We start from the raw sequence: 21,315 nt of genomic DNA, 5'->3' as shown, positions 1-21,315 counted from the left end.
TGGGAATGACAGGCAGGATGCCTGTCCTACAATTTAAAAATTCAAAATCGAAAATCGAAAATCACTATGATTGATTGGCATCTTTTAGGACTAAGTTTTATTACAGTGTTTTTGTCAGAATTAGGAGACAAAAGCCAGCTAGCAGCGATCGCTCTCAGTGGAAGTACAAAATTTCCTCGTGCTGTGTTTTTGGGCACGGCTGGAGCCTTATTGCTGACGAGTTTTTTAGGCGTGATTGCTGGCGAAGGTGCAGCGCAATTGTTACCTGTACATTTGGTGAAGGCGATCGCTGCGATCGGTTTTGCAATTATGGCTATCCGCTTACTTTTCACAAGTGCTGCTTTACCCGAAGAATCAGAATAAGAATAAATAGAAACCCGGTTTCTTGAAGAAACCGGGTTTCTGGTTTACCAGAAAAAATGGGTTTAAAGCCCCGTCCTTGTAGGACGGCTTTCGTTAATCATGATATACTTATGCCAAATCAGAAGTGATTCTTGGAATCCCCGTGCGTTTACGCCGGGGAGGATGTCAACAATTACTTCTCTCGGTAAAACAAACTTAGCATTGCACCACCAGCGATTAACTTAATTACTTCCAAAATCCAGTAAGTTTCATGTAACAAAGTCATTTTACCTGGAACAGAAGTAACTGGATCGAAAACCTCTAAATTTAGTCCTAAAGCACTCATTTGTGGTGTTAAGACGTAAGTGAACATCAGAGCAATAGTTAAAAGTACCATTGCTAAAGCAATTGCATTGCGGCTCTGATTCACTAAAGCATTGTGTGTGCGTTTAAAAACTAACACACCCGTCAATACTAAAGCTGCACACAATAATTCGACGCGGTTAAAAACCCAGAAAATTAGATAACCAGCTGTGGCAAATCCACTTTGCGACATCATTCCAGAAGCATACAAACCAGGCATAATTACCAAGTCCAACACCAGGCTAGTACTAAGCCAAAAGGTCAAGGTAAAAATGATTACTGTTTGCCATCCTGGTCGTTTTAATGGAACACTAGAGATTAAAGGCATAATAATTGCACCTGCTTTTGCATTACTTTTAGTTTAGCGAATTTCTCTTGTGAGAAACATGAAATATTTTTGCAGTTTATTACAGTTATTTTGATTAAAATTAGTTAGTAATCGCAGGAAAAGTTTTTGATTACGAGATAGTAAAATTTCTTTGAAAATCTTAATAAAAACCGATGGGTACTTCTCAGATTCTCTCAGCAACATGAAGCGATCGCAGACCATTCTTTTAATTTACTATTATCCTGGTCATCCGCTTGCTAATTATTAATATCAAGCTAGAATCAGGCAATTTAGCGGAAAAATTAAGTGCGATCGGACAATTTATACCTGACACTACTTGATATTGAAACCTAAAATAAGTATAAAATTATTATTCGCTTAAATAGTAATAAATCAATTTAAAAAACCTGCAAAATCGTCATTAAATTTGATTAAACTTATATAAAATTAATGAGCTTGAATTAACTAAAAAGAAATAGGTTTTCAGCTTATCCTAAGTATAGTTGCCAGTTTACGATCGCCATCTATTCATGCCAAGATTGACAAATGCGATCGATGGGAAAAGCCCTAAGTAAATTACAAAAAAATGCAACTTAAAACTTGTTAAGGGATAGTAAAATTATGACAACACAACTCAGAAACGCCTATATTATTGGTCAAGAAAACTTTAATAATTGGAGTCAAGGATTTGACCCAAGTAACTATTTACGGGTATTACCTCACCCCGATGTAAAAGTTCCCTTCAAAGACCCATTTCGAGATTGGCAATTAGATCGACCAGGCAATTACATTTCCAGTTGGGGGCCGCAAGAAGAACTAAACGCCACCCTAAGAATGGAGAATATGAATCAAATTCAAATTGATGGATTTGGTATTCTCAAATCAGGAGATGGACAAATTCCTTGGCTTACTGATACTAGCAATCAACCGAGAAATACTCCTTACGAACAATTAAGAGGTTATAACGGCACAATACCGGGGCCATTTTTAATTACCGAACCAGGAGACACATTAAACTTATGGTTGGAAAATAACATAAACCAAGTAACCAACCTCCACACTCACGGACTTCATGTTTCACCAATGGGACGTGGAGATAACGTACTTCATTTAGTTGAGGCGGGAGAAAGTTGGAATCAAATTATTCCCATTCCCGACAATCATTTTATTGGCCCTGATTGGTATCATCCGCATTTACATGGATTAACAAATGAGCAAGTTTCTTCAGGATTAGCAGGTCAATTATTATTAACAACCCCTCATGACCTACCGGATCTAGATAAATTCAATCCCAAAGAAAGACCATTACATTTTATGGTACTTAATACCTTTGGCGTGCAACAGGTAAACAGACCAGGAAGCTTAACAGATCCGTTAAATCAAAATCCAGCAATAGCCCTTCCTGCTGGTACGCCATTGCAAGTTTTGGGAACCGAAAATGGGCAACCAGTTTATGAATTGTCCGATGCAGTTTTCATGGGTTACAACGCTAAACCCATACCTTACGATCCGACAAGACCCACAGGCGGAGCACCGGGAATTTTCTCTTATGGTGGAGGGCCATTAGCCGAACCTACAGAAAACGTAATTCACACAGTTAATGGTCAGTATAATCCTACAATTGAAGTGAAAACAGGTGAGGTTAATCTTTTTGCTTTCACTAACACGAACAGTAATGCTTTTCATATTATTCAACTGTTCAAAGAAGAAGGGGAAAATTTAATTCCTCAAGAAGTAACATTGGTAGCTATTGATGGAGATGCTGTAGGATCTATCGATTCTAGGATTAGAGAGATTACCGAATTGCCAGTTCTTACTCCCGGACAAAGATTAACTGTTGAAGAATGGTTTGAAACACCAGGGAAATATTATTTCTTGTCTAATGGAACTGAAGAAATTATCGGCGATAATACTTCGGCTTTAATTAAAGGAAAAGATGGATTTGCGGATGGTCACTTGATTTGGGGGCCGCAAGTATTAGCAACTGTGGAAGTGACGGGAGATGAAATACCAAAAGGCCCTCGTCCAGAACCTTATGATTTCTTTCTGGAACAAGCTGCAAAAATTGATGAATTAGTTACAGAGACGGAAAATGGAAATTTCGATCGCCAACGCACATTCACTTGGTCAGCTAACCTGGGGAATGCACTGGCAATAGGTAACATTCCCGATGACTTAGATGTTGTTAGTTTTGAGGGAACATATCGCATCAACGGAGAATTTTTCTCCACTGAATTCAGTAAAAGTCAAGTTCCTTTGGCGATGCCAATGTTAGACACAACTGAAGTTTGGAGTATGAAAAATACTTCCGGTCAGAGCGATCCTAACCTTCCTCCCGAACTAAATATTCCCTTGTTAGAATGGCATCCTTTCCACATTCACCAAAATGACTTTGTAGTTTTAGAAATTAACGGTATTCCGGTTAGTGAGGTACGAAATGCTTATTTAGAGCGTGTTTTGAGCGATACGATCGGTCTACCACCAACCTACAAACCTAACACACCTACCCCTGAGAACCCTTACGGCGAACCGATGTATGACGGGGAAACCTCAGAAGTAAAAGTGGTGATGAAATTTGAAGATTTTCCCGGTAGTTACGTCAACCACTGTCATATTTTGTTCCACGAAGACGCAGGGATGATGGCACCTGTGCGTGTAGTTTTGAATACGGAAAGTACTTGGTTGGGTGTAGATGGTCAACAAAATAATGGCAGTGTAGAGTTATATCGGGCAAGTAATTTAAACCAAAAGATTAGTTTATTGCCTTTTGGTGCAGGATTTACAGGTGCGATCGATCTAGCAATTGGTGATGTTAATTACAAGCAAAAAGAAGACCTGAACAAAAATGTTACAGATAACGTCACCGATATTATTACTATTCAATCTAATTTGAGTAGCACAGAAAATAAATTCACCATCAAAGTATTTGATGGTCAGACATTGATCGATCGGCAACAACAAGGCGTTACCCAATTTGACGGACTCAACCAAGAATTACTACTAACTCAATTTTCACCTTTCGCCAACCAAACCTTGACACCTAATGCCAAAACATCAGTAGCAGCTGGCGATATTAACGGCGATGGTTTTTCTGACATTATTGTTGGTTTAGGTGGAGTCGATCATCCTTTAATTGAGGTTTATAGCGGTTTGGACTATCACTTAATTACCAGAATTAGTCCATTCCATCACGAAACCGGATTCACAGGTACAATTAACCTAGCTTCTGGTGATATTGACGGAGACAACTTTGATGATGTGATTGTTTCTCAAGGTAGTGGAGGAAGAGGATTAGTAGAAGTTTACAGTGGACGTTCCATTGAATTAAAAGGCACTTTGAATGGAAAAGATACAGCACATGACACATCATTGTTAAGCCAAACTTTCCAACCTTATGGTGAATTCAATGGCGAAGTTAAAGTAACTTCTGGTTATGTTTTGCAAAGACCAGATGTACCCAACGGTCAATTCGTCCAAAGTTACCATGCCAACTTAACCACAATGGCAGTTGGTAACGTACCCCAAGGTCATGAAACAGTTAAAGTTCATACCTATTTGGGAGGCGCACATCACGATCATGCCGCAGAAGATCATTCTCACAATTCCGCTGCCACAGCGGAAATGAACGAACCAGAAATTCGTTTAGATAAGGAATTTACTCCCGAAAACAATTTAACCGGAATGTTAGGAGGTTTTGCCGATATTGATGGTTTATCAAGAGGTGAACCAGTGATATTTGCTGTTGATGCTTCTGGCAAAGCAGAATTAATTCGCTTGCAAGAAGGAAATCGGGAAATGTCCGTTGCTGCTGGCGGAACTTTGTACACTTTAGGCGATGATTTCTATTACGGAGATAGCGGAAGCAACAACTTATTTGGCAGTTCTGGTAATGATGTAATTTATGGTTTGAGTGGTAGCGATCGAATCAATGGTAATGAAGGTAATGACAAAATTGCTGGAGGTGATGATAACGATACATTATACGGTGGCAAAGGCGATGATGTAGTTTCTGGCAATCAAGGTCAAGATTTACTATTTGGAAATTTAGGTAATGACACAATTCATGGAGGCAAAGGTAACGATGTAATTTTCGGCAATAAAGGTGAAGATGTGCTGACTGGAGACTTAGGAAATGATACAGTTTTTGGTGGTCAAGATAATGACTTAGTTTATGGAAATAAAGGTCAAGATTCCCTGTTTGGCGATCTAGGTAACGACACTATTTATGGTGGTCAAGAAAATGATACTTTGAATGGAGGAACTGGGGATGATTGGTTAAGTGGTGACTTGGGTAATGATGTATTGCAAGGTGGGGAAGGAAGCGATCGCTTTGTCCTAGCTGCAAACAAAGGAAGCGATACCATTGTTGATTTCCAAAATGGTAGTGATGCGATCGTCTTAACTGGTGGTTTAACCTTCGCTCAACTAACAATAAGTGAAAGCAGTGGTTCAACTTTAATCACCATTACCAACACCAATGAACTGTTAGCAACTCTTAACGGTATACCAACCAGTCAAATAGGAACTGAAGATTTTATTACTTCATAAACCTAGTTTGCATAATTGTAGGGGCGGGTTTAGAAGATAATGCTTGATTCTCACAAACAACTTCACAACAAAACCCGCCCTGATTATGCAATATTGTGACAGAGAACGCAACAACAAACCTAAGTTAAACTCATCAAATTACACAACTTATAAACTGTTCTTGCACCAACATTTGCATCCCATTCATCATCACCAACTTCCACAACGTCAAACCCAATAATTTCCCTTCCACTATGCACAACTTCCCGAAATAAACAAAAAGCTTGTTCTAATTCCAAACCTCCCGGAACCGGAGTTCCCGTATGAGGACAAAGTTTAGGATCTAAGCCATCAACATCAAAACTAATGTAGACTTGTTGCGGTAATTCTGCCACAATTTGTTTACACAAATCCAACCAAGTCACCCCAGCATAAAGCTTTTGTTTCAACATCGGATCGTAGTACGCCGAAACTCGTCCTTCCGACTGCTTAATTAAATTAACTTCACCTTCAGAAATATCCCGAATTCCCACTTGAACTAACTTAGAAATTTGCGGAATTTGCAAAGCATTAAACATAATTGAAGCATGGGAAAACTCAAATCCTTCGTAAGCTTCCCGCAAATCAGCATGAGCATCAATATGCAAAATTCCAAAGTTTGGATAACACTCTGCCAATGCTTGCATATATCCTAAAGGTACACTATGATCGCCGCCTATCACCGCGACTTTTTTACCTTGATTCATTGCAGTTTTTGCTTGCTCAAATAACCATTGATTAAGTGCTTGTGACTCGTGGTTAATCTCTGCTAGAATTTGCACCATTTCTGGGTCATCTTCCACAAATTTACCTTGTTCTAAATGCTCAATAATTTTAGTAGCTTTCTGTCTTAAATCATCGCTTTTCTGCTGAATATCGGCAGAAATTTCTGCCATAAAAATCCCTTGTTCCCACCCATCAGGATTATCAAAATCAAATAGATCCAATTGACGAGAAGCTTCTAAAAGTCTTTTTGGCCCTGCGGCTGTTCCAAAACCATAAGAAACCGTAACTTCCCAAGGAACACCAAACACAATAATATTAGCAGATTCGTAATCAAAAGGAAGCCCTAATAAATTGCCGTTATCAACACCAATTCCGTTAGGATCGAAGTTTTGCAGAATTTCTTCTTTTGTAGCCATTGGGTAATTCCTAAAATCTTTCGGTAGGTTAGCAAAAAGCGTCTCAATTAATGTTAATGTGGCAACACTTGTTTGGTTATAAGCGTTTTCGATCCCCCTAAATCCCCCTTACTAAGGGGGACTTTGAATTCAGATCCAGTTCCCCCTTGAACTCAGGGGGACTTTGAATTCAGATCCAGTTCCCCCCTGCTCCTTACCAAGGGGGGAACCGAGATCCAGTTCCCCCCTTGGTAAGGGGGGTTAGGGGGGATCTAACCTAGATTTTGTAACTAACAACTTGAGTTATTTAGCAAACAAGTACGCCGCATTATATGATAGCGAGAAAAACTATGAAATTTACTCCTTCCTTGTTGATATTTTTCCTGCTGCTATTAATTTCTGGTTGTAATCAAAATCAGAAGACAACGGCAGAAGTTATCAAACCAACTCAACCGCAATCTGCACCTAAACCAAAGCCAGTTAAAAGTTATACCAAAGAAGCGAAATTAGTTGCGGTTGGCGATCTCTTAATGCACATGAGTTTAACTCGATCGGGTTACATTCCCCAACAGAAAACCTATAATTTTGATGGGTTTTTTACTGAAGTTAAGCCGCTTATTTCTAGCGCGGATTGGGCGATCGCAAATGTAGAAACCACATTAGCAGGCGCAGAAATGGGTTACTCAGGATACCCGTTATTTAATGCTCCACCGCAATTAGTAGATGCGGCAAAAAAAGCCGGATTCAATGTTTTAACAACTGCGAATAATCACTCATTAGACAAAGGCGAAAAAGGATTAATTAACACAGTTAATAATATCCGATCGCGTGGAGTTGCGTCAACAGGAACAGCCAGAACAGCGAAAGAAGCAGCACAAATTTTAATGGTGAAGAAAAATGATATTAACATGGCGATTTTAGCTTACACTTATGGGACAAATGGCATCCCTATTCCGAAAGGTAAAGATTATTTGGTTTCGTTAATTAACGAAGGCAAAATCATGAGAGATATTGCTAAAGCCAGAAAACAGGGAGCAGAAATAGTGACAGTTGCCTTACATTTTGGCAATGAATATCAACGCCAACCTGATGCTAAACAAAAGCAATTAGTAGAAAGGTTAATTAAAGCAGGTGCAGATATAGTTCTCGGTAATCATCCCCACGTTGTTCAACCTTACCAAGTTTTTCGAGTTAAGGGTAAAGATGGGAAAATAAGAACTAGAACTGCGATTTATTCATTGGGTAATTTTATTGCGAATCAAAATGGAAAATACCGAAATTTGGGGGTGATATTTTCTGTAAAAGTTCGCAAGACTTTTCCGCAGAAAACTGTAGAAATTGCTGAAGTGGAAGCTTTGCCAACTGCGATCGACAAATACACCCTAAACAACAAACTCAACTTTCGCGTTTTACCCCTCAGCGCCACCTTGTCTCGCAAAGAAGTGCCGTTTTTATCACCTCAAGAACGCTTGGTTTTAAAAGATCAATTGTTTGAAATGAAGAGTCATGTAAAATCAATGGGAGAGTACAAAACAATTACAGTAAAATAGAACCAACACGCCAAATTCGCCAATCAGCAATTATGGTAAAACAACTACCATCCGACACCACACCCGCCATTATCTACCCCGAAAGTGATGGACAACCAATGGCAGATAATACCAAACAATTTCGCTGGATTGTCACAATTAAGGAAAATTTAGAACTGTTATTTGCCGAAGATGCTAACGTCTTTGTTGCCGGAGATTTGCTTTGGTATCCGGTTGAAGGAGATAACAAAACTCGCCAAGCTCCTGATACAATGGTTGTGTTTGGTAGACCAAAAGGTGACAGAGGTTCTTACAAACAATGGGAAGAAGATAATATTGCGCCACAGGTGGTTTTTGAAATTTTATCTCCGGGGAATCGTCTCAAAGCAATGGCTCATAAATTGAAGTTTTACGAACGATATGGAGTAGAGGAATACTATGTTTTTGAACCTGATGATGTGGAGTTAATTGGGTGGGTGCGATTCCCGCAGGGATCGCTACGCGAATCGCAAAATCAATTAGAATTAATTGACGAAATGAATGGTTGGATTAGTCCTCGTTTAGGAGTGAGATTTGAGATGAAAGGTGATAGTTTGGAAATTTTTACGCCTTCAGGAGAGAGGTTTTTAACTTTTGTAGAATTGGGACAATTGAAGGAACAAGAAAAGCAACGTGCAGAACAGGAAAAACAGCGTGCTGATCAAGCAGAAAGACAGTTGGAAGAGGAAAGATTGAAATATCAAGCTTTGCAGGAGTTGTTGCGAGAGAGGGGGATTAATTTAGAGGAGTTGTGATTAGTTAATATATTCGATAATTAATAAACGCAGATAATTGAGGGTTTCTACATAGCGTTTGATTTGGGGATAATCAGATTCATGGGAAAAATACCAATTGGTAAAATAGGGAACATCAAAGATTTTTAATCCTTGTAAATTCTCTGCTATTTGTTGAGGGTTTTCTAAAGTATCATTGGCGATCGCTTGCGCGGCGTATCCGCGAATATCATCGGTAAAAATTTCGATGACACCTAAAATACTAAACTCTTGTGAATCTTCCCATAATGCTATTTTGTGCCTCTCTTCTTTGGTGTGCTGATAATCAGTTAGCAGTTGTTTGGATATGCGATCGATATATTCTTTAGCAGCTTTAGTATTTTCGTTAAGCTCGCGTGTTTCCAAATTCAGCTATTTTCGATCGCGCTCACATTCAGATAGCAATCAGGGATACTTCTTCGATCGAGGAATCTTGTTTAATAGAACCATAAGGATGAATTAAGTAATGCTAGATCCAAAAAGATGTGCGGAAATCCTTTATAAACATTTTGCAGAAGTTACCACTGAACAGTTCCTTGAAAATTTGAAGCGATCTTCGCCAGAATTATTTGAGGGGGATAATGAAAGTTCTGAAATCTCGCCTACTGAGATAAAAGAATCAAACAATGAAATGGCAGAAGAATCGGCACAGGCATAAAATTTAGAAAGGGTGAGTAGTGGTTATTGTAGGGAGTGTAATTATTCCAACAATCCCGCAATCTCATCCAACACATCTGCCAACATCGGTGCATTTGAAGAGATTACATTATCTTCACTACCATCATGTTTATGATGGGGATAATTTGGTAAATTCAATTTTTTGTGATGCCTGGTATTGTCATAGCGAAAAATCAGATCTTTCGAGGAATTTTCGTAATGATATGAGTACATTTCCCGATCGAGCGTTATTTGAACATCGACAAACTCACGTAGGTAAAGAACCGAATCATCCGAAAATTTTAATTCTCCTCGAATGAAGCCTCTATAAATACTTCTATTTTCGTAGTTGACATTGCTTAATTGTACTAACAAACAGCTTGCAATAATGTTGCGAACTTCCTGAAAATATTCCTCAATTAACAAATTTAATTCCTCTCAATGTATCTAAATCTTTCTGTAGTCCTTTCAACATCAAAGATTCCCCAATCCATTCATCTATTTCAAGAGTCTCCTGAATTTCATCATTCTCATACCGACGCAGAAATTCTGCTGTAGACATTTGATATTTGCTTTCAAATTCATTAATGCGTTCCTCTGTACGCTGAATTCCATCTTTAAGCGACGCAATTCTTTGTAAAAGTGCTTCCTCTATGAATTGCTTTAACGAGTCTGGATACTCGCAAATAATCTTTAATTCTGCCATATTACTTTCTCATTATTGCTCTGTTTTCCTATTATACATAACGGTTAATCAAGCATCACAAACAATCTGCTTGCAGATAACTCTTAATTCTGCATAGGGGTAAAGTGCTGTGACAAACTCCAGGCTATCCCAATAATGTCGCAATCTCATCCAACACATCTGCCAACATAGGCGCATTTGAAGAGATTACATTATCTTCACTGCCATCATGTTTATGATGGGGATAATTTGGTAAATTCAGTTTTTTGTGATGTTCTACATTGTCATAGCGAAAAATTATATTATTTGAGGCATCCATATATTGATACGAATACATTTCGCGGTTGATAGTCGTTTCAACATTCACAAACTCTCGTAAGTAAAGAATTGAACTATCTGTTAACTTGATTACTCCGCGAATAAAACCTTCTGAATCGCCTCTTTTGTCTGGTATCAGGTTGAAAGACTGGACTAATGTACAAGCTTCAATTACCTCACGAAGCTGCTGAAAATATTCCTCAATTAACAAATTCAATCACCTTCAATCTATCTAACTTTTCACTTAGCATTTTCAGCATTCGACATTCTCCAACCCACTCATCAAACTCCATATCTAATCGATGTTGAATTTCATCATTTTCAAAGCGCCGCAGAAACTCTTCAGTAGACATTTGATATTTGCTTTCAAATTCGTTAATGCGTTCTTCAGTACGTCGAATTCCATCTTTAAGTGAGGCAATTCTTTTTGACAGTGCTTCCTCTATGAATTGCTTTAACGAGTCTGGATACTCGCAAATAATCTTTAGTTCTGCCATCTTACTTTCTCATTATTGCTCTGTTTTCCTATTATACATAACTGTTAATTAAGTTGTAGTTGTAGGGTGCGTCAGACTCTAGATTTGATCGATAGTATCAGGTTTGAGCTTCTGACGCACCCTACTAATTGTGCCAGTTGGGTAAGTCAAGTCCTATAGTATTCTCTTCAACAACCGCAGAAAAAATTACCTTTGACGTGCATAAAGTCCGATTAATTCTGCTGCTGCCAAAATATGACCGTTCATCGCTGCTTCTAACTGTTCTTTAGTCGCACCTGATGCTAATTCCAAAGTGCGATCGAGAGCGTACAATTTGAAAAAATAACGGTGCGTACCACTAGGCGGACAAGGGCCACCATAACCCAATTTATCGAAATCAGTTGTCCCGTGAGTACCTCCACCTGTCAGCGTTGCATCACCGGGAATTGCTTCTGGTAAACTAGTAATTTCTGGGGGTAAATCGTAAAGCACCCAATGAACAAAAGTTCCCATTGGTGCATCTGGATCGTCAACAATTAAAGCCAAACTTTGCGTTCCTGTCGGTGGTGCATCCCATTTTAATGGGGGTGAAAAATCTCGACCATCGCAAGTATATTTGGATGGAATCATACTGTTAGCGGAAAAAGCCTCACTTTCAAGTTTCATAGTTTTCACCTTTGGTGGTAATTGACTATTAGTTGAAGGATTATTGATGGCGCTGCAACTTACTAGGGAAAGTCCTACTAATCCAAGTAAATTAATACTTTGTTGTAGGAAGTTTCGGCGTGCGATCGTACTAGACATGAATATTTTTTCATTATAGGGGTAAAGTGCCATAAATAAATTTAAAAGGATGGGCAAAAGCCCACCCTACTAAATTAAGCAGTGAAGTATTTCGCCACCGGATGATAAGTAATAATCGCCGTAGTAGACTGTTCAGGATAAAGCTGTTCGCTTTCATCCATAAACAGATTAATTCGTTCAGTTCCTAACAATTCCAACTGCTTATATTGATCCTGCATATTCGGACAAGCAGGATAACCAAAACTGTAACGAGAACCGCGATATCTTTGCGCCAAAATATCACGAATATTATCCGGTTCTTCCCCAGCAAAACCCAACTCCCGGCGAATTCTAGCGTGTACCCATTCCGCCAAAGCTTCCGCAGTTTGCACCGCCAAACCATGAAAATACAAATAATCAGTATATTGATTATCTGCAAACAACTTTTGGGCAAACTCCGTCGCAATATTCCCCACCGTCACCGCCTGCATCGGAAACACATCAACCTTCCCACCTTCCACAGGCGCAAAGAAATCAGCAATACACAAACGCCGCCCAGATTTCTGCCGAGGAAAATCAAACTTCGCTATCTCTTTTTTCGCGTCCTTCGCGTCTTCGCGGTTCAAAAATTCCCAATCATAAACTAACAAAGAATTCCCCTCACTTTGGCAAGGAAAATAACCATAAATCAGCTGCGGATGCAACAAATTTTCCTCAACAACTCGCCCCTTCCAATATTCCAAAATCGGGTAAACCTTCTCCTTCAAAAACTGGTCATATTCTTCCCGTGACTGTTCCTTTGGTTTGCGGAATTGCCATTGTCCAGCAATCAAAGCTTGCAAATCCAAATACCCAAAAACCTCCTCGATTGGAATCTCTTCAGACAGCAAAAGTTGCGTACCCCAAAAAGGCGGAGTCGGACGTTCAATATCAACAGCAACCGCCTCAGAACGCCTAGTATCAACCTCTTTTACTTCCTCAGATCCAACCTTACCATTAGACTTAGCAGACTTCTCTTCCATCTGCGTTAATCTGCGTTCATCTGCGGTTTCTAATTCATCCAAAAATCCCTGTAAATCATCCCAATTTCCGGCAGTTTTTGCAGGCATTAACTTATCCATAAAATGCAAATCCGCAAACGCATCCTTGCCATAAATCACCTTACCTTTGTAAGTATTCTGACAATCCTCATGGACAAACTTCGGAGTTAAAGCCGCACCACCTAAAATTACTGGAACCGTGATTCCTTTTTCGTTGAAAACCTCCAAATTCTCCTTCATAAAAGCAGTGGATTTCACCAACAAACCACTCATAGCAATGCAATCTGCTTTATGTTCTTGGTAAGCATCAATGATGTTATCAACAGGTTGCTTAATTCCCAAATTAACCACTTTGTAACCATTATTAGAAAGGATGATATCAACCAGGTTTTTCCCAATATCGTGAACATCACCTTTCACAGTAGCAATTACCACAGTTCCCTTAGAATTATTGCCAGATTCTTGCTTTTCCATCATCGGTTCTAAGTAAGCAACTGCTGCTTTCATCGTTTCCGCAGATTGCAATACAAAAGGTAATTGCATTTGTCCAGAACCAAATAACTCACCGACAACTTTCATGCCATCTAATAAGAAAGTGTTGATGATTTCCAAAGGTTTATATTGTTCTAATGCTTTAGCTAAAGCATCTTCTAAACCAATCCTTTCGCCGTCGATAATGTGACGTTTCAAACGTTCTTCAATGGGGAGATTTACATCCTCCGATCGATCGCGCTTAGTAGTCTTCCCTTCAAACAGCTTAGTTAACTCCGCCAAAGGATCGTAAACACAAATTTCACCATCAAATTCCCGTTCATCATAAATCAATTTCCGGCAAACTTCTTGATGTTCCGGTTCAATTTTTGCCAAGGGTAAAATCTTGCTGGCGCTAACAATTGCCGCATCCATTCCCACCGCCATTGCTTCATGCAAAAACATGGAATTGAGGACAATTCTCGCCGCCGGATTTAACCCGAAAGACACATTAGAAACCCCTAATAAAATATGACAACCGGGCAATTCTTCCCGAATCCGACGAATAGATTCAATTGTCGCTTTACCGTTTTCTCGATCTTCTTCAATCCCGGTAGAAATGGGCAATGCTAAAGTGTCAAAAAAGATCTCTTCCGGTGGAATACCATATTCTACAGCTTGACGGTAAGCACGTTGAGCAATTTGGAATTTCTTATCAGCAGTTCTCGCCATTCCTTCTTCATCAATTGTCCCAATTACTACTCCCGCACCATACTTTTTCGCTAACTCTAAAACCTTAAAGAAACGTTCTTCACCATCTTCATAGTTAGTCGAATTAAGTATACATTTACCCCCGGCAACTTTCAGCCCCGCCTCCATTTTTTCCCATTCGGTCGAGTCCAACATCAAAGGCAAAGTTACATTTGTTACTAGCCTTGATGCTAATTCCCGCATATCCCGCACACCGTCCCGACCCACGTAATCCACGTTGACATCGAGGACGTGCGCCCCTTCCTTGACTTGAGCTTTCGCCAAAGCGACCAATCCATCCCAATCTTCAGCGTTTAGCAAGTCACGACATTTCTTAGAACCGCTAGCATTCAACCGTTCTCCGACAATCAAAAATGAGTTGTCTTGCTCGTAAGGTTGTGCAGTATAAATTGATGCTGCACAATGCTCGTAATTAAAATGACGTTCCTTTGGTTGCAGAGATTTACCAATTTCTGCCAACTGTGCAATGTGTTCAGGGCGAGTACCGCAACAACCGCCAATTACTTGCACACCCCAATCTTCGATAAATTTCATCAACGCCATGCGTAGTTCGATCGGCGTAAGTTTATAATGTGCATGACCGCCGATATTTTCCGGCAACCCGGCGTTGGGAATGCAAGAAACCACGAAGGGCGAACTTTGACAGAGATATTTGATATGTTCTGCCATGCGATCGGGCCCAGTTGCACAATTCAGACCTAAAATATCAATTGGGTAAGGTTGTAAAATTGTCAAAACTGCGCTGATGTCAGAACCTACCAGCATAGTTCCGGTTGTTTCCATTGTCACCGAAACCATCAGCGGACGGCGATCGCCTTTTTTGCGAAACACCTCTTCAATACCATTCAACGCCGCCTTAATTTGCAGCACATCTTGACAAGTTTCCACAATGAACAAGTCAACGCCACCATCAAAAAGCCCTTCCGCCTGTTCGGTAAAAGCGTTTTTCAATGTGTCAAAATCAATATGTCCCAAAGTGGGTAACTTAGTTCCGGGACCCATTGAACCAGCAACAAAACGAGGTTTTTCTGGAGTAGAGAATTTATTAGCGACACTTTTGGCAAGTTCAGCAGCGGTTTTGTTGAGATAGTACGCTTTATCCGCTAAATCATATTCCGCCAATACGACAGAAGTTCCGCCAAAAGTATCAGTTTCAATCACATCAGCACCAGCAGCGAGAAAGTCGCCGTGTACTTTAGCGACTGCTTCCGGTTTAGTGTGGACTAAATACTCATTACATCCCTCATATTCTGACCCTCCAAAGTCGGCGGCGGTGAGGTTTTGCGTTTGTAAGTTGGTGCCCATTGCGCCATCGAAGACGATGACAGGGCGATCGGGACTGTGAAGACGTTGGAGGAAAGAACTACTCATAATATAAACTAAGAGGTTTGCCAGATTAAGATATAACGCTTAATCTATTTTTGCAGAATTACTGAGTACTGGAGCAATTGGAAAAATGAATGTGCAGACAATTGTAGATGCTAATTTTCCCCAACAGCAAGTCGCCTCGCCTCCGACTATTGTCATGAATGGTGTGAGATGGGAAACTTTTAAAGCATTAATGGCAGATGTGGGAGACGGAAGAGCTTGGAGAATAGCTTACGATAAAGGAGTGTTAGAAATCAGAATGCCACTTACAGAACATGAAGAACCTAAAATCCTAATTGGGAGTTTTGTTGAAGCTCTAGCAGATGAGCTTGAAATTGAAATCAGACAGCTTGGTGCTTTACTTTTGGAACGGGAAGATTTAACTCGTGCTGTTGAACCAGATACTTGTTTTTACATTCAAAATGAATTTATAGTCCGAGGTAAAAAAAGCATTGAACTTCCCAACGATCCACCACCAGATGTAGTAGTTGAATCAGATTATACCAGTTCTTCTTTGAATAAGTTTACCATTTATGCTTCTTTAGGAGTTCCTGAATTATGGAGATATCGAAATGAAACTTTGCAAGTTTATCAACTTGTTGAGGGAAAATATGAGTTAACTAATCAAAGTTTAGCTTTTCCATTTTTGCCGCTAACAGAAATTCCCGGTTTCATTGAACAAAGTAGAACTGTTGGACAAAGATCAGCAGTGCGGTTATTTCGGCAGCGAATTCGTGATATTTTGGCAAATAATTCTGAGAATTGAGTTATATTTGCTATGAAATCACTGATGGAGAAATGAAATGGAACGAGTAACTACTGAACAATATACTGCTGAGAATAGTTCCATCTTGAGAATGACAGCAGCAGAATTTCAAGATAATTTTGATGAAATGGTTAACCGTATTGCTGAATCTGAAGAACGGGTGATTTTAACTAAAGATGGTAAGGATGTTGCAGCAGTAATTTCTTTAGAGGAATTTTGGTTTCTAGAGCGTGCGATCGCTCAATTGGAAGATGAAATTGATTTAGAAGCTATCCGTGCTGCTAAAACAGAAACAGAGGAAAATATCTCTTTAGCCGATCTGAAGAAAGAGCTTGGTTTATCGCAGAAAATGATCTGAAGGAGATCTAAAAAATGCAATTAGAAGATTACTTTGACTTTCTCGCACCAAATGACATTCGGATTAAGGGAACACGAGTAGGCATTGAAAGTATTTTATATGAATATATCCATCGAAAGTTGCCTCCTGAAGAAATTATTCCGAAGTTTCGGACTGTAACTTTGGAGCAAGTTTATGCGACGATTTTGTTTTATTTGCACAACAAAGAAGCTGTTGGAAAATACTTTGCTGATTGGTTGGAATGGGGACATCAGCAAAGGAAAAAACAGGAAATGAATCCTCATCCTGGGATTATTAAATTGCGAGAAAGGATAGCAAAATATGGAAGAGATCCAGAAGTACATAAAGCACTTCGCCGTCAACGCCAAATGCTTGCACCAGAAAACATAACAGAATTAGCTGAAATTAAGCCTCATGATTTGCTATCTGATGGATGAAAATGTGAATCCGCTTTATCAAATTCAACTCCAAATGCGAGATCCCGATTTGGTAGTGTGGGCGGTGGGAGATGAAGGTACGCCTTCAAAAGGTACGCTCGATCCAGAGATTCTTATTTGGTGTGAGGATTATGGATTTATTCTTGTGACTAATAATCGCACATCTATGCCTGTACATTTGACTGAACACATAAATCAAGGTCGTCATGTACCAGGAATTTTTATTCTAAATCCGAATATGAGTATAGGTGAAACAATTGAAGAATTAATTCTGATTGCGGGTACTTCGGATGATGATGAGTATCAGGATACTATTAGGTTTTTGCCGATTACTCAGTAGTAAATAAGGTGAAAAATGCCCACCTTATTATCTATCAATTATTAAAAATTGTTCTAAATATCCTTGTCTAACTGCTAAAAATAGCTTCACTTGTGGATGCGATCAATATTCTTTTTAAATGATCTTTCCCTAAAATCTTCAGTCCGTTTTAACGGACTTTCGCTATTAGCCTGCGAATTGATTCGCAGGCGGGCTGACAACACAAGTGTAAGATATTAGTAGAAAATAGAATTACTATTATCCGACCTCAGTGCCAGGTATCGGAAAGCCAGAATCCTCATAGCTTCGAGGAATTTCCCTCTGTTGCAATTCTTAAAAATTTTCGGAAAGCCTTATAGTTTACAATTTACAAGTCTTGATGCGAGAGAAGAGATATATCCAACCTCTCCAAACTAAACCCTCGTCTCCCTGATCGCTCACCAAACACAAATCCAACCCATTAAGACCAATATCTATGACCGAAAAACCACTCCAAATTCCATGCACCCCTATCCACGCGAACGGGAGATGCCCACTAGAAGCGTTTAGAGAGAAAGTAAGGCCAGTATACCATTTCCAGTCGTCTTTCTCATTCATATACCAGCCTACGCGATCGCCGAACTTCTTAGCAATTTCGTAATCCCACTCAACTGTTTTACCCCCGACACTTTCCCAAATGCGCTTTTGTACAGAAAAGCCAAATTTCCCATTGCTGTATTTTACCCAAAGTCGGTCAATGGTGCGAAGGTCGGTACAGGGAAAATTTTCGATGTGTTCCTCATCTAACCAACCTTCCTTTTGCCTTCCTGCTACTTTAAGCATTACTCTAGCAGTTTCTAAATCCGCCTCTCGCCAATTTACCGCCTTGAGTAAATCCCGTAATTTCTGGTAATCTACCCCTTTTTCTGAACTTAAATCATCCTCAAAACCAATCACTTCATCATCAGCAGCTTTTGCATTGTCAAAAGCCCGAATAGATTCTAACTCTTCCAATTCTTCCAGAATTTTTTGGTAATCTGCAATATCCAGAAAAACGCCGATGCGATTCCCACTTTCATCTACTAAATAACGCTCTTTATATCGAGTCATAGAATTTTCTGTAGATTAGTTAGTTATTATTATAATAGCTGCAACTGTTCGCGATCGCACTCTCCAAAACCTTAAACTTACGAGTGCGATCGCAAACTTGTAAAATAAACTTAATTACCATTAACAGTGGCGATAAATTATGACTCAAGAACTAATTGATTTAAGAGCCAGTATTTTAGAAGGACGCTATGAAGATGCTTTGGCAATTGTCGATGAGTTGGATTGGATGAGTAAAAAAGCCACACTGCGGAGTATTAAATCATTTCTGCTGAGGATGCTGATTCATTTAATTAAAAACCAACTCGAACAGCGATTAACAAATTCTTGGGCTGCTTCGATTCGCGGCTCGATCGTTGAAATTAAAGACCTGAATCTGCAAGACAATAAAACTTCCTATTATGTCAAACAAGATGAATGGGAAACCATGCTCGAAGATATCTTAGAACAGGCTGTTCGTGATGCAAGTGTGGAAGTATTTAATGGCGCATACAACTCGTTTCAACTATTAGAAATGGTAGATAAAAACGAGATAATTCTCATTGCTAAAAGCTTGTTAGATTTGACCTATAATTACTCTGTTAAGGAATTTCCCGCAGTGGTTGATGATTATTTGACTCGATTACCTGGAGGTGAAGATTGGCAGTTTGGTAGGCAAAGATAGGTAAGTTATTAAATTTATAATTGCTGAAATTGTGCTAATAACCAAGCACCAACCTGTGCTTGATTTTCGTTGCGACTGCGCTGTAAAGCTTCCTCTAACAAAGAAATTGGTAATCCTGGTAAAATTTCCGATCGCGTAATCCGTCTACTACCATTATTAGCGATAATTGCAAAAGCAATAATTTGGGCATTTTGTACGTCTACTACCCAGTATTCAGCTACTTCTAATTCTTCGTAAAGTAAACGTTTTTGACCTAAATCATCAGCTAAACTTGTATCGGCAATTTCAATTGCTAAATCTGGCGGTGGAACATTATCGAGATTAACTATTGCGCTTCCGGTTGGCGCTAAGTGCGATCGCTCTCCCACATAATAAGATATATCTGGTTGTGCTTCTCTTACACCTGTTTTTTGGTAGCTACAGTTATCGAGTCCGTTGACAGCGATCGCTTTGGCAATGCAGAATAGACTAACTGCCAAAAAAATAATTCCATGATCTTTGGCGTGATTTGGCCCAACTCCCATTGTTTCAATCCTCATTTGTCCGTTGTGGTAGTAGCATTTGGCTTTTTGATAAGCAGGATTTTTAGAAGTTTGGATGAATTCATCCCAACTTGCTACTACCCAAGTGTCAGTTAGTAATTTAGTTGTAATCATCGCTTACCTCTTGAATAATATATTCCACCCGTCGAAGATCAGATAAGTCATTCTTCTACTATGACTCCTTCTAAAAGAGCATCTGCTTCTGCTTTCATCTCTTCTGTATAGGGTACAAGAATAGAGGGATCTTTGATCGCATCTGCCATCAGCGCATCTAGGAATAATCGCAGCATTTTGGGATCTTCCTCTTCTTCATCATCCTCATCTTCAGACACTAACCTTACCAGTAGAGTGTTGTCAGATAACACCTCAATTTTCACGCTGGCATTATCCCATTGCGGATGATCTTTATAGAATGAATCTGGTACTGGTATCCCCCGCAAAGAAGCGGTTTCGTTGGCATTTACAGAATAAATTTTGGATGTCATAATCTTTGTTTCCTTCTGCTGCTTACCTCTTTAATAATATTGTAGGGCAATACTTCCTATATTACGATCGAAAAAAGAGCAATACACTTCCAAGAACTTACATTAATTGAATAATTTAATGTTAAATTAAAACCAGAGCTTACCCAGCTGATTTGAGGAAACAACAATGGTAGCATCTTGCTATATTGTTACAGATGAAGAACTGATGCAAATTAGTGCAAAAAATCCCGATTTGCGCTTTGAACGAAATGCTGATGGAACTTTAGTAATTATGGCACCAACTGGCGGAATTTCTGGGAATAGAGAAGCAAAAGCAGGTGCTTATTTATTGAGTTATGTAGAAAGTCAGGATTTAGGCGAAGTATTTAGTTCTAGTACAGGTTTTAAATTACCTAATGGTGCAGTTAGATCCCCAGATGTAGCTTTTGTTGCTAAAGGAAGATTGCCAGAAAATTGGGATGAAGGCGAAGATGGGTTTATTAATTTAGCGCCCGATTTTGTGATAGAAATTCGTTCTAAAACTGATAGCTTAGAAACTCTGCAAGAAAAAATGCAAGAGTATATGGAAAATGGCGTAAAATTAGGTTGGTTGATTGATAGAAAAAATCAACAAGCTTGGGTTTATCGTGCTGATAAATCAGTTACTCAGTTTCCAGCTACAGCTATTTTGGATGGAGAAAATGTTGTGCCTGGGTTTACTTTGCAATTGAAACGGTTGTTGTAATATTTTATTGGTTGTAGTTGTGAGCGATCGCACTTCCTATCAAATTTAATCAAAATTGATTAGCATATATTTTATAAACCTTTGATTCGGGCACTTAACTTATGTCAGATACTACTGTAAAAGATAAAGTTCTAAAAGCGGTAGAGGAAATGTCACCAGACGTTACTTTTGAAGAAGTGATGGAACGCCTTTACTTTTTGTACAAAGTTGAACAAGGTTTAAAGCAAGTCGAAACAGGTGATATTATTTCCCATGCCGAAGCTAAAAAGCGAATTACCAAATGGCAATAATCCACATCATTTAG

General features: G+C 39.2%; 25 protein-coding genes. 12 read left to right on the top strand and 13 right to left on the bottom strand.

Going from position 1 to position 21,315, the window contains the following annotated elements; all coding sequences use genetic code 11:
• The first annotated feature begins 69 nt into the window (after positions 1–69).
• Positions 70–363, top strand: coding sequence for a TMEM165/GDT1 family protein (locus ACE1B6_RS10590; RefSeq protein WP_413257244.1), 294 nt, complete (start codon positions 70–72; stop codon positions 361–363).
• Between the two features lie 172 nt (positions 364–535).
• On the opposite strand, the gene ACE1B6_RS10585 is transcribed toward ACE1B6_RS10590, so the two are convergent.
• Entirely contained in the window at positions 536–1,033 is a 498-nt protein-coding gene (locus tag ACE1B6_RS10585) for a hypothetical protein (RefSeq protein ID WP_413257191.1), read from the bottom strand.
• A gap of 621 nt (positions 1,034–1,654) precedes the next feature.
• Here ACE1B6_RS10585 and ACE1B6_RS10580 point away from each other — a divergent pair.
• A complete protein-coding gene (locus ACE1B6_RS10580) occupies positions 1,655–5,581 on the top strand; it encodes a multicopper oxidase domain-containing protein (protein WP_413257190.1) in 3,927 nt (1,308 codons plus the stop codon).
• Between the two features lie 119 nt (positions 5,582–5,700).
• Here ACE1B6_RS10580 and ACE1B6_RS10575 read toward each other — a convergent pair whose 3' ends face one another.
• Positions 5,701–6,741 (bottom strand): agmatinase family protein, encoded by a 1,041-nt coding sequence (locus tag ACE1B6_RS10575; RefSeq protein WP_413257189.1) that lies wholly within the window; start codon positions 6,739–6,741, stop codon positions 5,701–5,703.
• 329 nt (positions 6,742–7,070) lie between these two features.
• Here ACE1B6_RS10575 and ACE1B6_RS10570 point away from each other — a divergent pair, with 329 nt between their 5' ends.
• Complete coding sequence (locus ACE1B6_RS10570; RefSeq protein ID WP_413257188.1) at positions 7,071–8,270, top strand: CapA family protein; 1,200 nt, start codon at positions 7,071–7,073, stop codon at positions 8,268–8,270.
• A 32-nt stretch (positions 8,271–8,302) separates the two neighbouring features.
• Positions 8,303–9,043: a Uma2 family endonuclease gene (locus ACE1B6_RS10565; protein WP_413257187.1), complete on the top strand. Its 741-nt coding sequence runs from the start codon at positions 8,303–8,305 to the stop codon at positions 9,041–9,043.
• Here the strand turns inward: ACE1B6_RS10565 and ACE1B6_RS10560 are convergent, their stop codons facing one another.
• A complete protein-coding gene (locus ACE1B6_RS10560; protein ID WP_413257186.1) occupies positions 9,044–9,427 on the bottom strand; it encodes a hypothetical protein in 384 nt (127 codons plus the stop codon).
• 100 nt (positions 9,428–9,527) lie between these two features.
• Here ACE1B6_RS10560 and ACE1B6_RS10555 point away from each other — a divergent pair, with 100 nt between their 5' ends.
• Positions 9,528–9,719 (top strand): hypothetical protein, encoded by a 192-nt coding sequence (locus ACE1B6_RS10555; RefSeq protein ID WP_413257185.1) that lies wholly within the window; start codon positions 9,528–9,530, stop codon positions 9,717–9,719.
• A 41-nt stretch (positions 9,720–9,760) separates the two neighbouring features.
• Here ACE1B6_RS10555 and ACE1B6_RS10550 read toward each other — a convergent pair whose 3' ends face one another.
• The 6 genes from ACE1B6_RS10550 to metH all read right to left on the bottom strand — a co-directional run bounded on the left by ACE1B6_RS10550 (position 9,761) and on the right by metH (position 15,633).
• Positions 9,761–10,144 (bottom strand): toxin-antitoxin system TumE family protein, encoded by a 384-nt coding sequence (locus ACE1B6_RS10550; RefSeq protein ID WP_413257184.1) that lies wholly within the window; start codon positions 10,142–10,144, stop codon positions 9,761–9,763.
• Positions 10,134–10,424, bottom strand: a complete 291-nt coding sequence (locus tag ACE1B6_RS10545; RefSeq protein ID WP_413257183.1) for a hypothetical protein — start codon at positions 10,422–10,424, stop codon at positions 10,134–10,136. The genes ACE1B6_RS10550 and ACE1B6_RS10545 overlap by 11 nt, the downstream gene beginning before the upstream one ends.
• Positions 10,425–10,548: 124 nt before the next feature.
• Positions 10,549–10,932 carry a toxin-antitoxin system TumE family protein gene (locus ACE1B6_RS10540; RefSeq protein ID WP_413257182.1) on the bottom strand — a complete coding sequence of 128 codons (384 nt, stop codon included), beginning with the start codon at positions 10,930–10,932 and terminating at the stop codon, positions 10,549–10,551.
• On the bottom strand, positions 10,922–11,218 hold the full coding sequence (locus ACE1B6_RS10535; protein ID WP_413257181.1) for a hypothetical protein: 297 nt from the start codon (positions 11,216–11,218) through the stop codon (positions 10,922–10,924). The genes ACE1B6_RS10540 and ACE1B6_RS10535 overlap by 11 nt, the downstream gene beginning before the upstream one ends.
• A gap of 186 nt (positions 11,219–11,404) precedes the next feature.
• Positions 11,405–12,034 (bottom strand): YbhB/YbcL family Raf kinase inhibitor-like protein, encoded by a 630-nt coding sequence (locus tag ACE1B6_RS10530; protein WP_413257180.1) that lies wholly within the window; start codon positions 12,032–12,034, stop codon positions 11,405–11,407.
• Positions 12,035–12,075: 41 nt separating this feature from the next.
• Entirely contained in the window at positions 12,076–15,633 is a 3,558-nt protein-coding gene (gene metH / locus ACE1B6_RS10525) for a methionine synthase (RefSeq protein WP_413257179.1), read from the bottom strand.
• 154 nt (positions 15,634–15,787) lie between these two features.
• On the opposite strand from metH, the gene ACE1B6_RS10520 reads away from it, so the two are divergent.
• The 4 genes from ACE1B6_RS10520 to ACE1B6_RS10505 are packed head-to-tail and all read left to right on the top strand — an operon-like array spanning position 15,788 to position 17,531.
• Positions 15,788–16,396: a Uma2 family endonuclease gene (locus ACE1B6_RS10520; RefSeq protein WP_459563003.1), complete on the top strand. Its 609-nt coding sequence runs from the start codon at positions 15,788–15,790 to the stop codon at positions 16,394–16,396.
• A 37-nt stretch (positions 16,397–16,433) separates the two neighbouring features.
• On the top strand, positions 16,434–16,754 hold the full coding sequence (locus tag ACE1B6_RS10515; RefSeq protein WP_413257177.1) for a type II toxin-antitoxin system prevent-host-death family antitoxin: 321 nt from the start codon (positions 16,434–16,436) through the stop codon (positions 16,752–16,754).
• A 14-nt stretch (positions 16,755–16,768) separates the two neighbouring features.
• Positions 16,769–17,191, top strand: a complete 423-nt coding sequence (locus ACE1B6_RS10510; RefSeq protein WP_413257176.1) for a DUF433 domain-containing protein — start codon at positions 16,769–16,771, stop codon at positions 17,189–17,191.
• A complete protein-coding gene (locus tag ACE1B6_RS10505; RefSeq protein ID WP_413257175.1) occupies positions 17,169–17,531 on the top strand; it encodes a hypothetical protein in 363 nt (120 codons plus the stop codon). The genes ACE1B6_RS10510 and ACE1B6_RS10505 overlap by 23 nt, the downstream gene beginning before the upstream one ends.
• A 339-nt stretch (positions 17,532–17,870) precedes the next feature.
• Here the strand turns inward: ACE1B6_RS10505 and ACE1B6_RS10500 are convergent, their stop codons facing one another.
• Both ACE1B6_RS10500 and ACE1B6_RS10495 read right to left on the bottom strand, forming a co-directional pair.
• Positions 17,871–18,599 (bottom strand): GUN4 domain-containing protein, encoded by a 729-nt coding sequence (locus ACE1B6_RS10500; RefSeq protein WP_413257174.1) that lies wholly within the window; start codon positions 18,597–18,599, stop codon positions 17,871–17,873.
• Between the two features lie 19 nt (positions 18,600–18,618).
• Positions 18,619–18,747 (bottom strand): hypothetical protein, encoded by a 129-nt coding sequence (locus ACE1B6_RS10495; RefSeq protein WP_413257173.1) that lies wholly within the window; start codon positions 18,745–18,747, stop codon positions 18,619–18,621.
• Here ACE1B6_RS10495 and ACE1B6_RS10490 point away from each other — a divergent pair.
• Entirely contained in the window at positions 18,739–19,260 is a 522-nt protein-coding gene (locus ACE1B6_RS10490; RefSeq protein ID WP_413257172.1) for a DUF29 family protein, read from the top strand. The two genes, ACE1B6_RS10495 and ACE1B6_RS10490, sit on opposite strands and share 9 nt — an antisense overlap.
• 14 nt (positions 19,261–19,274) lie before the next feature.
• On the opposite strand, the gene ACE1B6_RS10485 is transcribed toward ACE1B6_RS10490, so the two are convergent.
• Complete coding sequence (locus ACE1B6_RS10485) at positions 19,275–19,916, bottom strand: Uma2 family endonuclease (protein ID WP_413257171.1); 642 nt, start codon at positions 19,914–19,916, stop codon at positions 19,275–19,277.
• Between the two features lie 47 nt (positions 19,917–19,963).
• Complete coding sequence (locus ACE1B6_RS10480; protein WP_413257170.1) at positions 19,964–20,287, bottom strand: hypothetical protein; 324 nt, start codon at positions 20,285–20,287, stop codon at positions 19,964–19,966.
• A gap of 166 nt (positions 20,288–20,453) precedes the next feature.
• On the opposite strand from ACE1B6_RS10480, the gene ACE1B6_RS10475 reads away from it, so the two are divergent.
• Positions 20,454–21,011 (top strand): Uma2 family endonuclease, encoded by a 558-nt coding sequence (locus tag ACE1B6_RS10475; RefSeq protein ID WP_413257169.1) that lies wholly within the window; start codon positions 20,454–20,456, stop codon positions 21,009–21,011.
• A 101-nt stretch (positions 21,012–21,112) separates the two neighbouring features.
• Entirely contained in the window at positions 21,113–21,301 is a 189-nt protein-coding gene (locus ACE1B6_RS10470; protein ID WP_413257168.1) for a hypothetical protein, read from the top strand.
• The last annotated feature ends 14 nt before the right edge of the window (positions 21,302–21,315 follow it).

Source organism: Floridaenema fluviatile BLCC-F154 (assembly GCF_041929135.1).
GTDB lineage: Bacteria > Cyanobacteriota > Cyanobacteriia > Cyanobacteriales > Aerosakkonemataceae > Floridanema > Floridanema fluviatile.
The sequence above is the reverse complement of the archived record's forward strand: the minus strand, read 5'-3'. Positions and strand labels throughout refer to the sequence as shown.